Source organism: Cupriavidus sp. CuC1, assembly GCF_044627735.1.
Lineage (GTDB): Bacteria > Pseudomonadota > Gammaproteobacteria > Burkholderiales > Burkholderiaceae > Cupriavidus > Cupriavidus ulmosensis.
The window spans coordinates 1-715 of record NZ_JBIUHC010000418.1; the positions used below are offsets into that span (position 1 = coordinate 1).

At 61.5% G+C, this 715-nt stretch carries 1 protein-coding gene; it reads left to right on the forward strand.

What is annotated here, in order from left to right:
* A partial coding sequence (gene tnpC, locus ACGLHR_RS51995; RefSeq protein ID WP_400103967.1) for an IS66 family transposase occupies positions 1-696 on the forward strand: 696 nt, incomplete at its 5' end.
* Positions 697-715: the final 19 nt, after the last annotated feature.

Genomic DNA, 715 nt, shown 5'->3' on the forward strand with positions numbered 1-715 from the left:
CAGGAGTATCCGCAGGCGTTTCTCGCAGGCTACGAGGGCATGCTAATGACCGATGGCTACAGTGCCTGGCGTACCCTCGAAGGCGTCACGCACTTCGGTTGTCTTGCGCATTCGAGACGGATGTTCGTTGATGCGCAAAAGGGGCAGAAGAAGCCCAGCTCGCGAGCGCTAAAAGCGCTCGAGTACTTCAAAGCCCTGTATGAGGTCGAGACGCTCGCCAAGGCAGAGTTGCCCGAAGGCGAAACGCGTGTCAACTACACGTACCGGCTGCGTCAACAGCACAGCGCGCCGCTGCTGAACGCCTTCAAGGCATGGCTGGATGAGCAGGCGCCACAGGTACTGCCAGAGAGCCTGCTGGGCAAGGCCATCGCCTACGCGCGCAACCAGTGGGAATATCTGAGCCGCTACGTCACCGAGGGACGGGCCCCGGTGGACAATAACGCGATAGAAAGAGACATCCGGCCATTCTGCACAGCGAGAAAGGCCTGGCTCTTCGCTGACACCGTCGCTGGCGCGAAGGCGAGCGCCATGGTCTACAGCCTGATGCTTACGTGCCGCGCCTGTAACGTCGAGCCGTATGCCTATCTGCTTCATGTCCTCACAGAGCTGCCACAGCGCGCGCCGGACTCTGACATCAGCGACCTGTTGCCGTTTAACTTCGCACGCCAGCATACCGCGCCGCCGCGCCCAGCCTGAGCGAGACTGATCGTCGCCC